This is a genomic window from Burkholderia sp. MSMB1835, from assembly GCF_001526365.1.
Classification (GTDB): Bacteria; Pseudomonadota; Gammaproteobacteria; order Burkholderiales; family Burkholderiaceae; genus Burkholderia.
On record NZ_LOYP01000004.1, the window covers coordinates 313,613 to 331,286 of the forward strand.

Below are 17,674 nucleotides of genomic sequence, written 5' to 3' on the forward strand. Positions count from 1 at the left end.
GGATGGCTAATCAATTGAGCGTGCTCGAAAAGTTTCAGGCCCATGCGGCGCGCGACGGGGATGCGCCGGCTGTGGTGTCGGCACACGCATGCGTGAATTATCGCGAGCTGGATCGCCGCAGCGACGCAGTGGCCAGCGCGTTGCGGGCGCGGGGCATCGGAAGCGGCAGTCTGGTCCCGATCGAGGCATCGCGGAACGCGGAATTCATCGTCGGCATCCTCGGCATCCTGAAGGCCGGCGCAACCTACGTGCCGATCGACGATCGTTATCCGGAAGCCCGCAAACGCCACATCCTGCAGCAATGCGATGCCGCGCTGGTATTGACGACACGTGCGTCGCCGCGCGGTGCGCCCGTGCCGTTCGCGAGCGTGGAGGAGTTGTCCGCGCGAAGGCCGGAGCCCGGCGCAACGTGCGCGACGCCACCCGCCAATGCGCGCGACAGCGCGATTTACGTGATCTTCACGTCCGGTTCCACCGGCGCACCGAAAGGCGTGATCGTCGAACACGCCGCGGTGACGGCACTCGTCGACTGGCACAACGCGCGCTTCGGGATGAATGCCGGCAGCCGCGCGACGTTGATGGCCGGCCTCGGATTCGATGTCTCGCAGTGGGAGATCTGGTCGACGCTGTGCGCGGGTGCGACGCTGTTCCTGCCGGACGATGAAATGCGGCTCGACGCCGATGCGCTGGTGGCGTTCCTTGTCCGTCACGGGATTACGCACACGTACGTGCCGACTGTGATGGTGGCCGACGTGGTCGGTGTCGGCCAGCTGGCGGGCCTGACACTGAAGTACTTGTTCACGGCCGGTGAAAAGCTGGATCCGGTCGATACCGACAGGGTCGATTACGCGGTGATCGATTACTACGGGCCGACCGAAGCGACGATCTTCGCGACGTATCACGTCGTTCCGAGCGCGACGCTCGGCCGTCCTGACTCGATCGGGCGGCCGGTCGGCGATACGGAGATCGTGATCCTGAACGACGCTGGGGAACCGGTGGCGGACGGCGACGTGGGCGAGATCTGCATCGGCGGGCCCGGTCTGGCGCGCGGCTATCTGGGCAATCCTGCGTTGACCCGCGAGAAATTCCGTTCGCACCCGCGGCAACCGGATCGGCTCGTCTATCACACCGGCGACCTCGGGCGCTGGCTGGACGACGGCGCGATCCAGTTCCTCGGGCGGCTGGACGATCAGGTCAAGATTCGCGGCAACCTGGTTGAGCTGAGCGAAGTTCAGGCCGCGCTCGTCCGATCCGGCGAGGTACGCAAGGCAGTGGTACTGGTATTGCCGAACGCCGCCGGCGCGGGGAAGGAACTCGTCGCGTTCGTCGTGCCGCGCGATCCGGTTGCGCCGCCCGAACGGGTGATCGAGGCGCTCAAGGCAAGCGTCCGCCGAGCGTTGCCCGATTACATGTGGCCCGTCGGTCACGTGCTGCTGGACGACATGCCGGTGACGGTGAACGGCAAAACCGATCGCGCCGCGCTCGAGCGTCGGTACCGCGACGCGCCGTGTGAGCGGCCGGAGCAGGAGTCGTACACCGCCGTCGAGCGGATCGTCGCGGATGCATTTGCCGCGTTGATCGGCCATGCGTCGTTTCACAAGACCGACCGATTCTTCGACATCGGCGGAAATTCGCTGCTGACCGCGAAACTCGCGAGGGCGCTGTCGGATGCGGCGGGGACGAAGATGCTGATCCGGGACGTCTACGAGCACCAGTCGGTGGAAGCGCTGGCTGGCGAGATCGAGCGGCGTGTCGCCACGACGGCGCTCGCGATCGAGCGCGAGCCGGTGTATGCGTTGGCGGACGACATTCGCGTGCCGGAACAGGCGGATTTCAGCGGGCCCTTCGATGACGCGCTGCTGGCGGATCCGCGCACGATTCTGCTGACGGGCGCCACGGGATTCGTCGGCGTCCATCTGCTGGCCGAGCTGCTCGCGACGACGTCGGCGGTGGTGCATTGCCTGGTGCGCGCGCCGGACGCGGCGGCGGGGTGGGCGCGGATCGACGAGAAACTGCGCGCGTACGACGTGGGCCTCGGGCCGGACGCACGATCGCGCATCCGTGTGTGGGCGGGCGACGTCACGCTGGCGCGTCTCGGCATGGACGCGCACGACTACGCGACGCTGGCTGACGAAATCGACGTTGTTTACCATTCCGCCAGCGCGGTCAATTTCATCCAGCCGTATTCGTACATGAAGAAGATCAACGTGGACGGCCTGACCGGCATGCTTGCATTTGCCGGTTACCGGCGAACCAAGGCGCTGATCCTGCTGTCGACGATCTCGGTGTACAGCTGGGGGCACCGCTTCACCGGCAAGACCGTGATGACCGAAGCGGACGATATCGACCAGAACCTGCCGGCGGTGCTCGAGGATATCGGCTATACGCGCAGCAAATGGGTGATGGAGAAAATGGCCGACCTGGCTGCGCAGCGCGGCCTGCCCCTGATGACCTTTCGGCTCGGCTATGCGACGTTTCACGGCGAGACCGGCGTGAGCGCGGACTATCAATGGTGGGGGCGGCTGGTGAAGACGTGCATCGCGCTCGGCACCGTGCCCGACCTGCACGATCTCCGTGAAGGACTCACGAGCGTGGACTACATGACGAAAGCGATCGCGCGGATTTCGCGTCAGCCGGCTGCGCTCGGGCGCAAGTTCAACCTGATCAATTCGCCCGGCACCGACATGACGCTGAAGGCATTCTTCTCGCGACTGGAACGCTACTTCGGCATGCGGTTTCGAGTCGTTCCGTACCGCGAATGGCTCAATGCGTGGAAGACGGATATCGATGCACCGCTCTATCCGCTGCTGAGCCTGTTCGACGACAACATTCGCGACGGCATGAGCACGGCCGAGCTGTATCAGAACAATTACGTCTGGGACTGCCGCAACGTGATCGAATTTCTCGAAGGCAGCGGCATCGAGCAGCCGGCGTTTTCGCGCGAGCAACTGGCGCGGTACCTGGAGCGCTCGATCGGTTACCCGGTCGCCGCTACGCCGAATAACGCCGCGCGAACAGCTCGGTCAGCCAGTCGATGAACGCGCGCACCTTGTCGGGCAGATGCGCGCGGTTCGGGTACAGCACCGATACCGGCTTCGGCACGGCCGGCACGCCGGGCAGCAGCTCGATCAACCGGCCCGCGTCGATGCTCGGCTGCAGCGCGGGCCGCAACGCATGCACGATGCCGAGGCCGGCGAGCCCGCACGACAGCAGCGCTTCCGAGTTGTCGGTGAGCAGGCTGCTCGCGAGTTTCACCGCGACGGTTTCGCCGTGCGGGCGGAACGTCCATTCGAGCACGCGGCGATTGCGGCCGGTGAAGAAGTTGACCGCGCGATGCGTACGCAGCTCGTCGAGCGTGCGCGGCAAGCCATGGCGTGCGATATAGGCCGGCGACGCGCACGTGGCCATGTGCACCGCGCCGACGGTGCGCGCGACCATGCTCGAATCCTTCAGCGTCCCGACCCGCACCACACAGTCGATGCCTTCGCCGATCAGGTCGGCCGGCTGGTCGCTCGTGCCGAGCACGAGTTCGATCTGCGGATAGCGTTGCTGGAAATCGGGCAGCGCCGGAATCACGACCGTCTTCGCGAGCGCGAGCGCGATGTCGATCCGCAGCCGGCCTTTCGGCACCGCACGTTGCCTGGGGAACGACGCGAATGCCTCGTCGATGCTGCCGAGCAGCTGCACGCAGCGCGCATGGAACGCTTCGCCCTCGGCCGTCACGCTGACGCGGCGCGTGCTGCGGTTCAGCAGCCGGACGCCGAGCGCCTGTTCGAGCTGCTGCACGGCTTTCGTGACGGCCGGCCGATGCAGTTGCAGCGCATCGGCGGCCTGCGTGAAGTTGCCGCGTTCGACGATCTGTACGTAGATCTGCATCGCTTGCAGGCGGTCCATGGCGTTCCCGGATGGCGTGGCGAGCGGCCATCTTCGCATACCGCCGGCGCGCGGTGCGCGGCCGCCCGCCTGCCGTGCGTCAGTCGACCGGATGCAGGTCCTGCAGCAGCGTCGGCACGAGCTCCGACACGGTCGGGTGGATATGCATCGCCCGGCTGATCGTCGTGTACGGCGCGCCGGCGGTCATCACGTCGAGCATGCCGTGCACCACTTCGTCGCCGGTCACGCCGAGGATCGACGCGCCGAGGATCGCGTGGCTGTCCGCGTCGACGATCACCTTCATGAAGCCCTGGCTTTCGCCTTTCTCGACCGCCCGGCCGACGCGCGTCATCGGACGCGTGCCGACCAGCAGCCGGCGGCCCGTCTGCTTCGCTTGCGCGAGCGTCATGCCGACGCGGCCGAGCGGCGGATCGATGTACATCGCGTAGGCCGCGATGCGGTCGGACACCCTGCGCGGGTCGTCGTCGAGCAGGTTGGCCGCGACGATCTCGTAGTCGTTGTACGCGGTGTGCGTGAATGCGCCGCGCCCGTTGCAGTCGCCGAGCGCCCAGATGCCGGGCACGTTGGTGCGCAACTGGTCGTCGACGGTGATGTAGCCGCGCGCGTCGGTGTCGACGCCCGCGCGGTCGAGCCCCAGATCGTCGGTGTTCGGCACGCGCCCGACCGCGAGCAGCAGATGCGAGCCCGCGACCTCGCGGCCGCCGCCCGCGCAGTCGAGCCCGACCACGATACCGTCGCCGTCGCGGCGCGCGCTCAGGCAGTTCGCGTCGAGCTGCACGTCGATCCCTTCGTTTTCGAGGATCTCGCGCACGGCCTGCGACACGTCCTCGTCCTCGCGTTGGACGAGGCGCGCGCCTTTCTCGACGATCGTGACCCGCGAGCCGAAGCGGCGGTACATCTGGCCGAATTCGAGGCCGACGTAGCTGCCGCCGACGATCACGAGATGGTCGGGCAGGAAGTCGACGTCCATCATCGTCGAGTTGGTCAGGTACGGCACCGAGTCGAGGCCCGGCATCGCGGGCACCTGCGCGCGTCCGCCGACGTTGATGAAGATGCGTTCGGCCTCGAGCAGTTCATCGCCCACGCGCACCGCGTTCGCGCGCTCGAATCGGGCATGACCCTGAAAGACGGTCGTGTTGTCGAGGCCGCGCACCCATTGCTCGACGCCGTGGTTCGAGCGGCCGGAGATCTGGTCCTTGCGGGCCTTCACCGCTTTCATGTCGACGGTGACGGGGCCGCCGATCGACACGCCGTACTCGCCGGCGCGCCGGGCGAGCTGCGCGGCGTACGCACTGGCAATCAGCGTCTTGGTCGGGATGCAGCCGGTGTTCACGCAGGTGCCGCCGAAGCGGCCGCGCTCGACGATCGCGACTTTCATGCCGGCGCCGGCGAGCCGCGCGGCGAGCGGCGGCCCGGCCTGGCCGGTGCCGATGACGATCGCATCGAAGTGTTGCGTCATGACGTCCTCCTGTGCGGGGGCAACGAGGAAAGGGGCAGGCGCAAGCCGCATGCCGTGCCGGCGATCGCCCACGGGCAACGAGCGCCTATGGTAGACCCGTTGGCCGGGCGTCGCGAGCGGCGCGCGCTCGACGCGCCGGATTGAAAAACGGCGCCGCCGCGGCGCGGGTGCGTACCGGGAGGCTAGGGTCTGTTTACATATGGAACGCGCATGCGTTGCCACGAGAACGGCCGCTCGCGAGGCGCGCGACGCCGCGAATACTGACGTATTCGCAAGGAACGCAACACGGCGAGCGGCCGTTCTCGTGGCAACCCCAAATTAAAAAATCATGTCACGGGAATGCCCGAAATCGCCCGTATGGCGGCGTCGTTCGTCGCTTGTTTGGCGCGGCCAAACGGCGCTCCTCACTCCTTGCCCTACGAGCGATTTCGGGCATTCGCATGTGCGTTCCATATGTAAACAGACCCTAGTCCTTGCGTTTCCATTGCCCGAACGACACCGGACGGTGCGCGTCGGCGCGCGTGACGGTGACGTGGTCGGGTTTGTCGTCGAGCGGAAACGATTCGGTGACGATCTGGCTCGAAAACAGCCAGCCGTGCGTGCGCGGGTCGTAGCGGAACGTGACGTAGTCGGTCCAGTGCTGCCCGCACGCGACGACATTCTGCACGGTGAAATAGCGGCCCTTCACCGAAAGGCCGTTGTCGGCCGCATCTTCAGGATCGAACGGATCGCACTGGCCGCCTTCGTTCGCGCGCAGCACGACCTGGTCGTTGCGCGTGGCGAGCCGGTAGGCATGGTCGGCCTGTTCCTCGTAGATCAGCAGCGGGCGCGGCGACGGCTGGTCGCGCGTATCGTCCGCGCGATGCACGACGACGAGAAAGCTGTGCCGCCCATTGTCGAGGCCGGGGCCGGCTTGCGCGAGCAGCGGCTGGTAGCCGGGCGGCAGTTGCGCGGCGATCGACGTCGGCAGGCCGTCGGCGCGGGCGCCGGGCGGAAGTGCGGCGAGGAGCGGGAACAACAGGGCGGAAAGGCGAAGAGCGCGCATGGCGGGCGGTCCGATCGAAAGGAGAAAAGGGGCGGTCGCGCGGCGTTACGAATCGCGCCAGGGAAACGCGGTGCCGCGTGTCGGATCGCCGGGCGCGTCGTCGTCGAATGGGAGGCCGACCGTCGGCCGCGCGACGTCCGCGCGAAAGATCGCCTCGACGGCGGCGGCATCGTGGGGATGGCGGGCGACGCGGATCTCGATCATGGGGCGGCGCGGAATGACGGGAAAGGGGCCAGCATAGCAGCGCACAGCCGCTTTCGGTCACGCGCGAAGCGTGCCAGAATCGACGGCCCCACCCGTCGGAAACGACACGCAGGCGCCGGCGCAGCGGCGTCGCTGACCAAGGAGACGTCGATGACCGCATCGGCTGCCGTACTCGCCATCCTGGCTGCGCTGTTTCTCGGCGCGATGATTCCGGGCCCGAGCTTCGTGCTGGTGGCCCGCAATTCGATCGGGCTGTCGCGTCGCGACGGGCTCGCCACCGCGCTCGGCATGGGCATCGGCGGCATCGTGTTCGGCGGCGTTGCGCTGGCCGGGCTCTACACGCTGCTGCAGGCCGTCGAATGGCTGTACGTGGGCCTCAAGCTGGCGGGCGGCGTTTACCTGATCTACATGGCGTCGAAGATCTGGCGCGGCGCCGATCGGCCGATCGCGATGGACGATCCGCGGGCGATGACGGGCGGCAGCGCGCGCAAGTCGTTCTGGACCGGCCTCACGACCCAGCTCAGCAACCCGAAGACGGCGATCTGGTACGGCAGCATCTTCGCGGCGCTGCTTCCGCAGCATCCGCCGCTGTGGTGTTACCTCGTGCTGCCGCCGCTCGTGTTCGCGGTCGAATTCGGCTGGTACACGCTCGTCGCGCTGTGCTTCTCGACGCGCCGGCCGCGCGAACTCTACCTGCGCGCGAAGAAATGGGTCGACCGCATCGCGGCCGGCGCGATCGCGCTGCTCGGGCTGCGGCTGATCCTGAATGCACCGAAAGCGGGGATCTGAGCGCTGCTTCATCGGCGCGTGGCAGCGGCCGGCCATGGCCGTCGCCGGGTAGCGGCGGGAACCGCCCGGGCCGCGCAGGTCGCTCGTCCGAACGCGCGCCGGCGTGTCGCGGACGCATCACGTCCCGATGGCGCGGCCGCCCACCATCCGCCGCCGAGCCCGTCTCCCGCCCGTTGTTGCCGCCCGCCGAGCCTTGCGCGACGGGCGTTCGCGCGGGGCGCACGGCGCGCCGAACCGGGCCACTTCCCCGATTCTGGCGGTCGACGGCCCGACGACGTGTAAACTGCTGCCTTTTTTGACGGTTTGCAGCATGGTGCAAGCATCTCCGCGCCCGGCGTTGAGCGGTCCGACGCTCGTCCGGCTGCTCGCGCGCCTGGCCGATGCCGACGTCGCGGAATCCCGGCAGACGCTGTCCGACCGGCTGAGCCAGTGGCTCGGCTGGACCGACGCGATCACGCTGTCGTCCGCGCTGAACGCGAGCCCGCCGGGCGTCGCGGCCGGCGTGCGCGGCTACGACGCCGAGCGCGACTGCGCGCGCGTGCGCCACGACCTCGCGCAGGCGATCACGGCCAGCGCCCGGCCGCGCGCGCGTCGGCGGCCGGGCGACCCGCCGCCGCCGGCCGCCGACACGGCCGATTTCGCGGACTTCCGCCAGCGTTATCTGACCCTGCAGCAGGACATGGAAACGGCGATCGGCCAGTTGCGCGGCCGCCTGCGGGTCGCGCTCGCCGCGCGCTCGTCCGGGATGGCGCGGCTCGCGACGCTCGACACGATCATGGAGCGCGTGCTCGGCGCGCGCGAGCGCAGCCTGCTGTCGGCCGTGCCCGCGCTGCTCGGCACGCGCTTCGCGCGGCTGCGCGAAGCGGAGCGGCAGGCGCTGGCCGACGCCGAATCCGCGGCCGCGACGGCCGCCGGTTCCGATACGCCCGACGCATCCGCGCCTGCCGCCGAAGGCACGGCGGCCGACACCGCGGCGGTCGCGGCGATCGTGCCCGGCGCATGGCTCGATACGTTTCGCGACGAGATGCAAAGCATCCTGCTTGCCGAACTCGAAGTCCGGTTTCAAACGGTAGACGGGCTGCTCGCGGCCCTTCGCACCTGCTAATCAACACGCTATGTCCAGAATTCGCCTTGATCTCGTTGTCTTCGTCGCCGGTCTGCTCGCAGTGGGCTGGATCGGCGCCGGCTATGTCGCGTCGAACCCGCTGGCGTCGGCCGTCACGCTGCTGATCGGCGCGTGCTACGTCGCCGGCGCATGGGAGTTGCTGCGCTACCGGCAGGCGACCGCCACGCTGTCGCACGCGGTCGCCGGCCTGACCGAGCCGCCCGCGAAACTCGACACGTGGCTCGATGCGTTGCATCCGGGCCTGCGCGGCGCGGTGCGCGCACGGGTCGAAGGCGCGCGCGTCGCGCTGCCGGGCCCGGCGCTCACGCCTTATCTCGTCGGCCTGCTGGTGCTGCTCGGCATGCTCGGCACCCTGCTCGGGATGGTCGTGACGCTGAAGGGCACGGGCGCCGCGCTCGAGAGCGCGACCGATCTCGACGCGATCCGCGCGTCGCTGATCGCGCCGGTGAAGGGGCTCGGGTTCGCGTTCGGCACGTCGATCGCCGGCGTGGCCACGTCCGCGATGCTCGGGCTGTTGTCCGCGCTCGTGCGCCGCGAGCGGATCGATGCGGCCCAGCAGCTCGATGCGAAGATCGCGACGACGTTGCGCGTGCATTCGTCCGCGCATCGGCGCGACGAATCGTTCCGGCTGCTGCAGCGCCAGGCCGACGTGATGCCGGTGCTGGTCGACCGGCTGCAGACGATGATGACGACGCTCGAGGCGCGCAGCGTCGCGCTGCACGATCGCCAGCTCGACAGTCAGCAGGCGTTTTTCGAGCGGACCGAGCGCGCGTACGCGGGCCTGGCGTCGAACGTCGGCGACGCGCTGAAGGAAAGCGCCGCCGAAAGCGCGCGCGTGGCCGGTGCGGCGCTGCAGCCGGTCGTCGCCGCGACGATGACGGGGCTCGCGCAGGAGATGGCCGCGCTGCGCGACACCGTGACGGGCGCGGTGCAGCGGCAGCTCGACGGGCTGACGGACGGCTTCGAGAAGACCGCCGGCAACGTGACGGCCGTGTGGAACCGCGCGATCGACGAACAGCGCCGCGCGAGCGATGCCGTCGCGCAGCAGTTGGAGACGACGCTCGGCCAGTTCGCCGACACGTTCGCGCAGCGTTCGTCGGATCTGCTCGACGGCGTCGCGACGCGCCTCGAATCGACCGAAGGCCGCCTGTCGGACGCATGGCGCGACGCGCTGTCGCGCCAGGAGCAGGCCGGCGAGACGCTGGCCGGCCAGCATGCGCGCGCGCTGGGCGAAGCCGCCGCGACGTTCGAACGCCATTCGGCCGCGACGCTCGCCGCGATGCGCGAGTCGCACGCGGGTTTGCAGACGCAACTGGCGGCGCGTGACGAAGAGCGCCTCGCTGCCTGGAACGATTCGCTCGCGGCGATGGCCGCGAAGCTCGGCGACGAATGGCAGCGTGCGGGCGCGCACAGCGCGGGCCGTCAGCAGGAAATTTGCGACGCTCTCGCGCAAACGACGCGCGACCTCGCCGCGCAGGCGTCGACGTTCGAGCAACGCTCGAACGATCTGCTGTCGACGATTCGCGAATCGCATACCGGCCTGCAATCGCAACTGGCTGCGCGCGACGAAGAACGCCTGTCGGCATGGAACGATTCGCTCGCGGCGATGGCCGCGAAGCTCGGCGAAGAATGGCAGCGCGCAGGCGTGCACAGCGCGGGCCGTCAGCAGGAAATCTGCGACGCCCTTGCACAAACGACGCGTGACCTCGCCGCACAGGCGTCGACGTTCGAACAACGCTCGAACGATCTGCTGTCGACGGTCCGCGAGTCGCATACCGGTCTGCAATCGCAACTGGCGGCGCGCGATGAGGAGCGTCTGTCGGCGTGGAACGATTCGCTGGCCGCGATGGCCGCGAAGCTTGGCGAAGAGTGGCAGCGCGCAGGCGTGCACAGTGCCGGCCGTCAGCAGGAAATCTGTGACGCCCTCGCGCAAACGACGCGCGACCTCGCCGCACAGGCGTCGACGTTCGAGCAACGCTCGAACGATCTGCTGTCGACGATCCGCGAGTCGCATACCGGTCTGCAATCGCAATTGGCCGCACGCGACGAAGAGCGCCTCACTGCCTGGAACGATTCGCTCGCCGCGATGGCTGCGAAGCTCGGCGAAGAATGGCAGCGTGCGGGCGTGCACAGCGCCGGCCGTCAGCAGGAAATCTGCGACGCCCTCGCGCAAACGACGCGCGATCTCGCCGCACAGGCGTCGACGTTCGAACAACGCTCGAACGATCTGCTGTCGACGATCCGCGAATCGCACACCGGCCTGCAATCGCAACTGGCCGCGCGCGACGAAGAGCGCCTCGCTGCCTGGAGCGATTCGCTCGCGACGATGGCGGCCGCGCTGCGCGACGAATGGGCGCAGACGAGCGCGCAGGCCGCGGCGCGCCAGCAGGACATTTGCGACACGCTGGCCCGCACCGCGAACGACATCACCGCGCAGGCGCAGGTTCACGCGAGCGACACGATCAACGAAATCTCGCGCCTCGTGCAGGCCGCGTCGGAGGCGCCGAAGGCCGCGGCCGACGTCGTCGCCGAGCTGCGCCAGCGCCTGTCCGACAGCATGGTGCGCGACACCGCGACGCTCGAGGAGCGCAGCCGCCTGCTCGCGACGCTGGAGACGCTGCTCGGCGCGGTCAACCACGCGTCGACCGAGCAGCGCGCCGCGATCGACGCGCTCGTCAGCACGTCGGCCGACCTGCTCGATCGCGTCGGCGCGCGCTTCAACGACACCGTCGACGCCGAGACGCGCAAGCTCGATTCGGTGGCCGCGCAGGTCACGGCCGGCGCCGTCGAGGTGGCGAGCCTCGGCGACGCGTTCGGGATGGCCGTGCAGGTGTTCGGCGAATCGAACGACAAGTTGCTGGCCCATCTGCAGCGCATCGAGGCCGCGCTCGAGAAATCGCTCGCGCGCAGCGACGAACAGCTCGAGTACTACGTCGCGCAGGCGCGCGAGGTGATCGACCTGAGCGTGATGTCGCAGAAGCAGATCGTCGAAGACCTGCAGCAGCTCGCCGGCCGGCGGGCACCCGTCGGAGCGTAACGCATGCACGACGAAATCGACGGCGGCGCGCAATCGGCGCCGGTGTGGCCCGCGTTCGCCGACCTGATGTCGGTGCTGCTCGGCGCGTTCGTGCTGATCCTCGTCGGCGTGATCGGCATGCAGCTTCAGCTCACGTCGAAGCTCGAGGAAGCGGTGCGTGCGCGCCAGCTCGAGGCGCAGCAGCGCAAGTCGCTCGAACAGGCCCTCGCCGGGCCGCTCGCGGCCGGCCGCGTGACGCTCGTGAACGGACGCATCGGCATCAGCGGCAACGTGCTGTTCGCGCTGAACTCCGACCAGTTGCAGCCCGCGGGCCGCGATCTGCTGAAGACGCTGGCCAGCCCGCTGGCCACCTACCTGAAGACGCGCGACGAGATCCTGATGGTCAGCGGCTTCGCCGACGACCAGCAGGTGCACGCCGGCAACCGCCTGTTCGCGGACAACTGGGAACTGTCGGCCAAACGCGCGTTGACGGTCACGCGCGCGCTGATCGATGCCGGCGTGCCGGCCTCGTCGGTGTTCGCGGCCGCGTTCGGTTCCGAACAGCCGGTCAGCTCGAATGCGGACGACGAAGGCCGCGCGAAGAACCGCCGCGTGGAAATCGCGCCGGTGCCGCGCAAGTCGGCGTCGAACGGAGGACAGGCGAAGTGACGGGCGATGCGACGCACGTGCGCGCGACGCTCGACGCATGGCGCGAGCAGGGTGCCGATCGGCTCGATCCCGTGCGCTTTCACCGGATCGACGCGCTCGAACGGCGCGCGGCCGTGCTCGACGGCGCCGCACGCGCGCTGGTCGATGCGCGGCTGGCGACGCTGATCGAAGGGTTCGCGGCGCTCGTCGCGCGCGGCAATGACGCCGACACCCCGCGCGAGACGGGGGAAGCCGCTGCGGATGCGCCCGCGCGCGGTGCGCTCGCTGCGCTCGTCGAAGGGCTCGCGCGCAATGCGCAGGCCGACCGGCGCGGGCTCGATCCCGAACTCGTCGACTACTTCCGCGCGACGTGGTCGAAAGTCCGCACGGAACAGCAATACCGGCAGTCGCTCGACCAGGTGCCGCGCAACGCGGGGCCGCTCAATTCGAACAGCCTCGTGCACCGCTCGCTCGCGACGATGCGCGAGCTGTCGCCAGACTACCTGCAGCAGTTCCTGTCGTACGTCGATGCGCTCGCATGGCTCGAGGATCTCGTCGGCGGCGGCGCGCAGCCCGAGAAGGAAGCGCCGCGCGCGAAAGCGGCCAAACCGGCGAGAAAGACGACGCGCGCGAAGGCGCGATAACGCCACGCCGCACGCGTTCGGCGTGTGGATCGCCTACCGGCCGGCGCTCGTGTCGTCGATCGCCGCGCGCAGCGCGTGCAATGCGTCGACGAGCGCCGACGCGAACGGCGGATGCGCGGCGATGCCCGCCGCATCGAGCCGGCTCCCGAGGATCGGCAGCGCGATCGATGCAGACTCGACGATGCGCGCCGACATCACCGACAGCGTTTCGCGCAGCGCCGCATCCGCATGCGTCGCGCGCGGCGACGCGTTCAACACGGCCACGGGCTTGTACACGACGGCCTCGCATCCCACGACCCAGTCCAGCGCGTTCTTCATCACGCCGGTGACGCCGTGCGCGTATTCCGGGCTGGCGATCAGCACGCCGTCGGCCGCGTTCAGGCGGTCGATCAGATCGCGCACCGCGGCGGGCGTCGGGTATTCGGTATCGGGATTGAACAGCGGGAATTCGCCGAGACGATCGAAGCGCGCGATGCGCATGCCGTGCGGGGCGACGCGCGCGGCTGCGTCGAGCAGCGCCGCGTTGTACGACTGCGCGCGCAGGCTGCCGCACAGCGCGACGATGTCGAGCGGGCGGGTGACGTCGGGTCGGGGGGCGATGGTCATCGAGGGGCGTTTCGATTGGCGGGTTGAGCCGGCGCATCGCGCGGGTTCGACGGATTATCGCATCGGCGGTCGAGCTGTATCGCTCATCCCGGCCGCCTGCGCGAATTCCCCGATGCCCCACCCGCGCCCGAGCAACAGCCGCCGCGTATGCAGCGCACCGTGCACGTCGTCGGCAACGGTTTCGCCGAGATAGCGCAGCGCGCGGCCTTCGACATCGACGAAGCCATGCCGGTAATCCTGCGCGAGCGCCGTCCACAACTGCGCGGCACCGACCGACTGGCGCGCGCCGCTGATCAGGCACAGGCCCGCGTCGAGCCCCCAGCGATACAGCGTCGTCGCGAGGCCCTTGCGTTGCGCCGAGCCGCGCAGCCGCGTATGCGGCGCGCGCAGGTAGCGGTCGGCGCGGCGCGGCAGTTCGGGCAGGCGGTTGAACACCGTATAGCCGGCGAGCTGGCGCGCGGCCGGATCCTCGACATACAGGAAGTATTCGCCGTCCGCTTCGCGGTGGCGGACGATCAGGCCCGAGCGGCCGAGCGCGACGGCCGGCAGCCCGTACAGGCGATGGCCCGGCTGGTGCAGGCGTTCATGAAGGGTGTCGAGTTCGTCGTCGATGTCGTGCTGGGAATGCTGTACGTCGATACGCATGGCAAAAGCCGCCCGTCCCGGGCGGTTCGGGAAAGAGGTTCATCGCAAAAGGGAACGGAAGCGGGTGCGGCCCCCGGGCTCGGCGAAGCGAGCCGGGGCCGCGAATCAGCTGGGGATGTGCTGGAAACCGGCGGCGATCGCGGCGAGGCCCGCGATGCAGAGTGCGAACAGGATCAGGACTTTGTGGATCACGCCTCTTTCCTCATGAATGCGCGGCGCCGGCAGGCGGCGTCGCGGAGACGGTGAGCGGCGGGCACGGCCCGCACGGCCGTCGCGCGGGGCGACGGTCGGGTGTCCGGCGACGGATCGTGCGCGGACGGCCAGCACCATACGTCACGCGCCGGAGCCGGGCAATCGGACCGACGGAGAAAGGCGACGAAAAGCGGAGAATCGCGGCGTTTCGCGACAATTGGCCGCATGGGGCGCGCGGAAGCGTTCGGCAGATGCACGCGAAAGCGCATCGCCGGGCGCTGGAGGCATGCGTGGAACGCGTCGTGGCGGGCGGGAAGTCCGCGACAGTAGGTCGACACCCGCGCGGGCGACGGGAGCCGCGCGGAGGCCGCCCCAGTCGCCCCGTCACACCGCCTGCCGCGCGCCGAACGCCTGCCTGATCCGCGCGAACAGCCCGTGCTGCGCGATCCATTCGGCATACGCGCGATAGTCGGGATCGCGCATCAGGTGACGCTCTTCCGTCTTCGCGCGCGTGTAGTAGATCAGGTTGACCGCGACGAGCCCCGCGCAGTGCATGAGCCCGACCTGCCAGCCGAGCGGCTCGACGAACGGCACCGACACCATCCAGTACGACAGGTTCTTCGTGATGTACGCCGGATGCTTCGTGAAGCGGTACGGGCCCGACGTGATGATCCCGCGGTTGGTGAGGTTCGAGAACCGCAGCCCGAACGAGATCGTGCACAGCGCGTAGGTCAGCAGCAGCAGGATGATCGTCGCGCCCCAGATCACGCGCAGCGTCGGCGCCGACAGCAGCCAGTTGTCCCAGAACACCGAGCCTTCGTAGCGGATGTAGTTGTTCGAGATCAGCGACCAGAACGGCTGATAGCAGATCAGCGCGGCCACCCAGCCGAGCGTCGTCGGCTCGACGGTGCGCACGTGGCTGTCGAGGATACGGAACGTGCACAGGTAGCCGACGGTGCCGAACATCAGGTCCATCGTGAACGACAGGTCGTACATGAACACGAAGGTCGCGATCGTCATCGGCGCATGCATCGCGTTCGCGAGCGACGCGCTCAGGTGATCGGCGTCCTTCGACAGGTAGACGGTCATCAGCGGCAGGAAGAACGCCTTCACGCCCCAGCCGGCCAGCATCTCGCGCACCGGCTTCCAGCTTGCGGGCTGCTCGCGGCGGAACAGGAAGCGGCCCCACAGCAGATACGCGTCGTCGGTCTCGCGCTGGTGGCGGTCCATCCACGCGAAGTAGAACGGCGCGGCGACGATCACGTACGGCGCGAGCGAGCGCAGCAGCGACCAGAACGGCAGGTAGAACGCGCCGTGGTATTCGGGCAGCAGCCAGTAGATCGCGCCGATACCCGCATAGACCGACGCGAGCGCGCCGAGCCGCGTCGCCACGCGCGCGATGCCGAGCGGCCGGACGGCCTGCCGCGACAGCCCCGCGCTCGGACGCAGATAGACGCGCGAGACGAAGAGTTCGTGCAGCGCGATCGTGCCGATGATCGCGAGGCTCGCGATGACCGCGCGGGTGGCCGCGTCGAGGGCCGGGTGGTCGCGCGTCACCCACAGCGCGAAGAGTCCGGCCGTGATGCCGAGCAGGCCGGCACGCAACGGCGTGGCGGAGCGGGGTGGGTGGTCCGGAGCAGCGACGACGCCGTCGAGCGTGGAGTTCATGGTCGGATCCTCGTTGAGGTGAGGGCCGGCGCCCCCGCTGGGCGGGTGACGCCGGCCGTCGGCCGGGCTGTTTATGGATGCGCGCCCGGCCATTGGCCTGTCGTTCTGATACGTGATGCGTTGCCGCTTACTTCTTGGTGCCGCCGCCCAGCAGACCGCCGAGCAGGTTGGTCACCGGCGACAGCAGGTTGCCGGTGCCGCCCGCGGCGGCGCCGCCCGTGCTGCCGGTCAGGCCGGTCACCACAGAGCCGCTGCCGCCCGGCGTCGTCACGGTGCCGGCTGCGCCGCCGGAGCCGACCGTGCCGGTGGCGCCGGCCGAGCCGGCCGGCGTTCCCAGCGCACCCGTGAGCGTGCCGACCGGGCCGCTCGTCAGCACCCCGCCGAGCGTGCCGGACAGGTTGCCGCCCGGCGTCGTGACGGTGCCGGTGAGGCTCGCGCCGAGCGGCGTCAGCGCGTTGACGAGATTGGTGACCGGCGCCAGCAGGCCGCCGAGGCCTGCGCCACCGGTGCCGCTGGTGCCGCCGGTCCCGCTCGTTCCGCCCGTGCCGCTGGTGCCGCCCGAACCGATGCCGCCGAGTGCGCCCGTCACCGTCCCGAGCAGGCCGGTGATCGGCGCGAGCGGGCCGCCGCTGGTGCCGCTCGTTCCGCTGGTGCCGCCCGAACCGCTCGAACTGCCGCCGCCGAGGCCACCCGTCAACGTGCCGAGCAGGCCCGTGATCGGGGCGAGCGGATTGCTGCCGCCCGTGCCGCTGCTGGAACTGCCCGCGTTGCCGGCGTTGACGAGGCCGCCCGTCGACGTCACCGTGTTGCCGAGTTGTCCCAGGACGCCGCCGAGGCTGGTGCCGACCGGGTTGTCGGTCGCGCCGCCGACCTTCGTGCCCGCGAGCGCGACGCCGTTGCCGAGCGTGCTCAGCAGGCCGCTGAGCGGCGCGCCGAGCAGCGTGACGCCACCGAGCGTCTGCGTGGCGCCCGGTGTCGTGACGCCGCCGGTCAGCGTATTCGTGATCGGGTTGATGACCTTGCCGAGCTGCGTTTCGAGCTGCTGGACCGGCGAGCTGTTCAGCGCCGTGTTCAGTGCCGATGCGGTCGAATTGACCGCGGTGCCGACCGTGTTGACGAGACTGCCGACCAGGGTCGTCGCCGGCGCGAGCGGCGACAGCGGGCCGGTGCCGAGGCTCGTCACCGCATTGCCGAGGTTGTTGACCGCACCGCCGGCGCCGGTCAGCAGGCCGGTGGTCGACGTCAGCGTCGGCCCGAGCGGGTTCGCCGACACGCCGATCGAACCGAGGCCGGCCGCGACGCCGTTGCCGAGCGATTGCACGCCGTTGCCGAGGCTGCCGACCGCGTTGCCGATGCTGGTGGCCGTGGTCGGGTTCGTGCCGGGAATCTGCACGCCGCCGATCTGACCGCCGCCGTTTACGACCGTCGTGCCGAGCGCCGTCACGAGGTTGCCGGATTTCTGCAGGACGTTGCCGAGGGGGGTGACGCCGGTGCCGGAGGTGCCCGAGGTGCCGGAAGTGCCCGACGTGCCTGAGGTACCGGAAGTGCCTGAGGTACCGGAAGTGCCCGACGTACCGGAGGTGCCCGAGGTACCGGAAGTGCCCGACGTACCGGAAGTGCCCGACGTGCCGGAGGTACCGGAGGTGCCTGAGGTACCGGAGGTGCCTGAGGTACCGGAGGTGCCTGAGGTACCGGAGGTGCCTGAGGTACCGGAGGTGCCTGAGGTACCGGAGGTGCC

General features: G+C 69.4%; 15 protein-coding genes and 1 pseudogene. 7 read left to right on the forward strand and 9 right to left on the reverse strand.

Annotation, left to right across the window (positions count from 1 at the left end; genetic code table 11):
- The first annotated feature begins 2 nt into the window (after positions 1-2).
- Positions 3-3,038, forward strand: coding sequence for a non-ribosomal peptide synthetase (locus WS96_RS03145; protein WP_059830580.1), 3,036 nt, complete (start codon positions 3-5; stop codon positions 3,036-3,038).
- Here WS96_RS03145 and WS96_RS03150 read toward each other — a convergent pair.
- From WS96_RS03150 to WS96_RS31735, 4 genes are all read right to left on the reverse strand, one after another.
- Positions 2,992-3,894, reverse strand: a complete 903-nt coding sequence (locus WS96_RS03150; RefSeq protein WP_059830582.1) for a LysR family transcriptional regulator — start codon at positions 3,892-3,894, stop codon at positions 2,992-2,994. The two genes, WS96_RS03145 and WS96_RS03150, sit on opposite strands and share 47 nt — an antisense overlap.
- A 79-nt stretch (positions 3,895-3,973) precedes the next feature.
- A complete protein-coding gene (locus WS96_RS03155; protein ID WP_059830584.1) occupies positions 3,974-5,353 on the reverse strand; it encodes an FAD-containing oxidoreductase in 1,380 nt (459 codons plus the stop codon).
- A gap of 466 nt (positions 5,354-5,819) precedes the next feature.
- Complete coding sequence (locus WS96_RS03160; protein WP_059830586.1) at positions 5,820-6,398, reverse strand: hypothetical protein; 579 nt, start codon at positions 6,396-6,398, stop codon at positions 5,820-5,822.
- 45 nt (positions 6,399-6,443) lie between these two features.
- Positions 6,444-6,602, reverse strand: coding sequence for a hypothetical protein (locus WS96_RS31735; RefSeq protein WP_257127923.1), 159 nt, complete (start codon positions 6,600-6,602; stop codon positions 6,444-6,446).
- Between the two features lie 150 nt (positions 6,603-6,752).
- Here WS96_RS31735 and WS96_RS03165 point away from each other — a divergent pair, with 150 nt between their 5' ends.
- The 5 genes from WS96_RS03165 to WS96_RS03185 all read left to right on the forward strand — a co-directional run bounded on the left by WS96_RS03165 (position 6,753) and on the right by WS96_RS03185 (position 12,825).
- On the forward strand, positions 6,753-7,391 hold the full coding sequence (locus WS96_RS03165; RefSeq protein WP_034205416.1) for a LysE family translocator: 639 nt from the start codon (positions 6,753-6,755) through the stop codon (positions 7,389-7,391).
- Positions 7,392-7,701: 310 nt separating this feature from the next.
- Complete coding sequence (locus tag WS96_RS03170) at positions 7,702-8,496, forward strand: DUF3348 domain-containing protein (protein WP_059830588.1); 795 nt, start codon at positions 7,702-7,704, stop codon at positions 8,494-8,496.
- A gap of 10 nt (positions 8,497-8,506) precedes the next feature.
- Complete coding sequence (locus tag WS96_RS03175; protein WP_059830590.1) at positions 8,507-11,554, forward strand: DUF802 domain-containing protein; 3,048 nt, start codon at positions 8,507-8,509, stop codon at positions 11,552-11,554.
- Positions 11,555-11,557: 3 nt separating this feature from the next.
- A complete protein-coding gene (locus WS96_RS03180; RefSeq protein WP_059830592.1) occupies positions 11,558-12,202 on the forward strand; it encodes an OmpA family protein in 645 nt (214 codons plus the stop codon).
- Positions 12,199-12,825, forward strand: coding sequence for a DUF2894 domain-containing protein (locus WS96_RS03185; protein WP_059830594.1), 627 nt, complete (start codon positions 12,199-12,201; stop codon positions 12,823-12,825). Before WS96_RS03180 ends, WS96_RS03185 begins: the two co-directional genes overlap by 4 nt.
- Positions 12,826-12,858: 33 nt before the next feature.
- Here the strand turns inward: WS96_RS03185 and WS96_RS03190 are convergent, their stop codons facing one another.
- From WS96_RS03190 to WS96_RS03205, 5 genes are all read right to left on the reverse strand, one after another.
- On the reverse strand, positions 12,859-13,431 hold the full coding sequence (locus WS96_RS03190) for an NADPH-dependent FMN reductase (protein WP_059830596.1): 573 nt from the start codon (positions 13,429-13,431) through the stop codon (positions 12,859-12,861).
- Positions 13,432-13,485: 54 nt separating this feature from the next.
- On the reverse strand, positions 13,486-14,076 hold the full coding sequence (locus WS96_RS03195; RefSeq protein WP_059830598.1) for a hypothetical protein: 591 nt from the start codon (positions 14,074-14,076) through the stop codon (positions 13,486-13,488).
- A gap of 105 nt (positions 14,077-14,181) precedes the next feature.
- Positions 14,182-14,406 (reverse strand): hypothetical protein, encoded by a 225-nt coding sequence (locus tag WS96_RS33510; RefSeq protein WP_156443561.1) that lies wholly within the window; start codon positions 14,404-14,406, stop codon positions 14,182-14,184.
- A gap of 246 nt (positions 14,407-14,652) precedes the next feature.
- Positions 14,653-15,936, reverse strand: coding sequence for an isoprenylcysteine carboxylmethyltransferase family protein (locus WS96_RS03200; RefSeq protein WP_059830599.1), 1,284 nt, complete (start codon positions 15,934-15,936; stop codon positions 14,653-14,655).
- Between the two features lie 127 nt (positions 15,937-16,063).
- Positions 16,064-17,380: a collagen-like triple helix repeat-containing protein gene (locus tag WS96_RS03205; RefSeq protein WP_059830601.1), complete on the reverse strand. Its 1,317-nt coding sequence runs from the start codon at positions 17,378-17,380 to the stop codon at positions 16,064-16,066.
- Between WS96_RS03205 and WS96_RS34715 the strand changes: the two are divergent.
- Positions 17,364-17,674, forward strand: a pseudogene (locus WS96_RS34715) (highly repetitive protein); the annotation flags it as partial. The gene WS96_RS03205 and the pseudogene WS96_RS34715 overlap by 17 nt on opposite strands.